Below are 2,742 nucleotides of genomic sequence, written 5' to 3'. Positions count from 1 at the left end.
TCGAAGATGATTCGCAAGCAAGCCAATCAAGCGCAGTTTTTGGTAGTGAGTCTGCGTCGTCCGATGATCGAAGCGGCTGACAGAACGATCGGGGTGACGCAAGCACGGGGAGCTTATACTCAGGTATTGGGCATCAATCTCAAGACTTCAGCGTAGGCATCTGCCCATCCTCAAATATGCTTAAAAACGTCAAAATTATCAGAAGCATTGATGAACGATTAGTTGATGCAGGTATATCGAGTTTATCAACTCAAAATCTTGATGATTTTGAGTTGGTATGGAAACCACAACTACAAAATTCCATCGCAGAGGATCGAGTATGGGATTGGGTGAAAAAAGAGCGAATTTATGTTTCTAGCCCCAATTACGAGAGTTATGCCGTCGAATGTGAAGGGATGACTCAAGGATTGATGCTCATCGATACTCGCTTTCATCGTTCTCAAATCGAATCTAGCCGACGATTGGTGTATGTATCTTTCCTTGCCACAGCTCCCTGGAACCGATCCTTAATTCAAAATCCACCTACCTATCGAGCCGTAGGAAGTGTTTTACTCCAATTTGCCAGAGAGCGTAGTTTTGAATTAGGATATGGAGGCTTAGTCGGTTTACACGCATTGAGTGAATCTGTCAGTTTCTACGCCAAAATGGGCATGATTGGTGGAGAGCCGGATTCAGACAGAGATGGGCTACCTTATTTCGAGTGGTATCGTCGCGAGGAGTGAATCATGGATAACAAAGGGATAGATCTTTCTAGTGTGAATAACTGGAACAATAATCCAAATTGGGCAACAGACGAAGAGTGGGTGAGGGCTGCGGCTAATCTGGAAGCCGAGACAGGAGTGGACATTCTGATTGGTGCAGATTTAGGAAATAATTTAGATTTCTCTGACGAAATTATCTCCATGCAAATCGATGTCGATCGATTGACAGTAGTTATTCAAGAAGGTTTAAGAGATTTGTTATCTCAAGAGGAACTGACAACATTAGTAGCTGAAACTAATGCTTATATTAGAGAGCGAGTTTATCATTTGAAGTTCGTTGGCGAAGCCTTTCGGAACGAAAATCGTTCTAAAGTCTAATTTCATCTCTGAACGATCGGGGTGACGCAAGCACGGGGAGCTTATACTCAGGTATTAGGCATCAATCTCAAGACTTCGGCGTAATTTCAATTCTCATCTTAATTGTAGAAAATTATTTTGATGACTTGCAAGCTAGAGGTGCTATATCGATCGAGTTACTGGGCACAATAATCTATGAGTGTTACAGCGATAGTCGATCGCCCTTGAAGCAGTAGAATTATGGAATCGGAACAAAAGATCGATCGTGGAGTAAAGTACAACCCTTTATCATACTTGCTATCATATTATCAGCATTCGTAATTTGTATTTTTCTTTGGAATGTTGAACAGTATAACGTCAATTCTTTACAAGATAAGATTGAGAATTTCAAAAAGGAGGCTGTTCAAGTCTCAATTAGTAATGAACAAATCAACCCAGAAGAAAGGCTGAAGCTGAAAAAAGATATTTTAGTAATTGAAAAAGATGCAACTACGATTCAGAACGGTGTTTATACGCCTTTAATTCAAGTAATCGGCGGAGCAATTTTGAGCATAACCGCTTATGTTGGCTATTGTAACTTTGAGATTGGACAAAAGAATCTAAAAGTTACTGAAGATAAGCAAGTTACCGAAAGATTTAGTAAATCCATCGAGCATTTAGGGAGTGATAAAATCGATGTTCGACTTGGTGGAATTTATGCACTAGAACAAATTGCATTTGATTCTGCTAAATATCACTGGACGATCGTTGAGATTCTAAGTGCTTTTATTCGAGAAAAGAGTCAGTCTAATAGTGCCGATTCAGTAGGGGTAGATATTCAAGCAGCTCTTACGGTGATAGGGAGAAGAAAACAATATCCAAATGATAAAGTTATCGACCTGAGAAAAATTAGTTTAGTAGGAGTAGAGCTACAGAACACCAATTTTAGCAAGGCTGATTTTAGTAGTACTAATCTCAGTAATGCCAACCTCAGCGGTGCTAATCTCAGCGAGGCTAATCTCTCCCTTACCAATTTAATTGGAGCCGATCTTAGTAATGCTAACCTCAATGGTGCCGATCTCAATAATACCCATCTAGATGAAAGTCCAGAGCCTGATGAATATCCAGAAGATCCACTTGACATTCTACTAATTGATTTTGATTCTACTGCTGCCAATCTCAATGGCACCGATCTGTCAACCTGTAGAAACTTAACTCAAAGTCAATTAATATTTGTGGCTAAAAACGAAAATACAAAGTTACCAGACTACTTGAATATTCCAACATCATGATCTATTCTCTAAATTGTAAAATTCAGCACAACATCTATTTCTAGATAGAGCTTACGCAGGTGTTACTAGACCACAAAACATGGGTACCCTACTAATATAGCTTCAGTTGTATTAGCATAAAACCGTTGTCTTTGCGCTGTCTAACTTTATCAATTTTAATATTTTGCCAATTCGTTATGATCATTTTAGATATTTTGATCGATTCAAATTCTATAACGATCTATTTTGAGTACCTTTTTAACAAAAAAACTTCATCAAGCAACCACATTAAATCTTATGTTACCTAAAAACAAGTTTCTTATAGGATCGATATCTCTTCTATCTACTATTGTAATTCTTAGTGTACTTGTAATAAAATGTAAACCTCTCAACTCTAGTGAATATGTTGCTTTAGCAAAAGAAAAAAGAAGCAA

At 38.3% G+C, this 2,742-nt stretch carries 3 protein-coding genes; all 3 read left to right on the top strand.

What is annotated here, in order from left to right; genetic code table 11:
• Positions 1-329: 329 nt before the first annotated feature.
• Positions 330-722: a hypothetical protein gene (locus RMO84_RS12515; RefSeq protein ID WP_310488783.1), complete on the top strand. Its 393-nt coding sequence runs from the start codon at positions 330-332 to the stop codon at positions 720-722.
• 33 nt (positions 723-755) lie between these two features.
• A complete protein-coding gene (locus RMO84_RS12510) occupies positions 756-1,079 on the top strand; it encodes a hypothetical protein (RefSeq protein WP_310488782.1) in 324 nt (107 codons plus the stop codon).
• Positions 1,080-1,603: 524 nt separating this feature from the next.
• Positions 1,604-2,329, top strand: a complete 726-nt coding sequence (locus RMO84_RS12505) for a pentapeptide repeat-containing protein (RefSeq protein ID WP_310488781.1) — start codon at positions 1,604-1,606, stop codon at positions 2,327-2,329.
• The last annotated feature ends 413 nt before the right edge of the window (positions 2,330-2,742 follow it).

Source organism: Chamaesiphon sp. VAR_69_metabat_338 (assembly GCF_031423935.1).
Lineage (GTDB): Bacteria > Cyanobacteriota > Cyanobacteriia > Cyanobacteriales > Chamaesiphonaceae > Chamaesiphon.
This window is presented reverse-complemented; position numbering and strand designations above follow the sequence as displayed.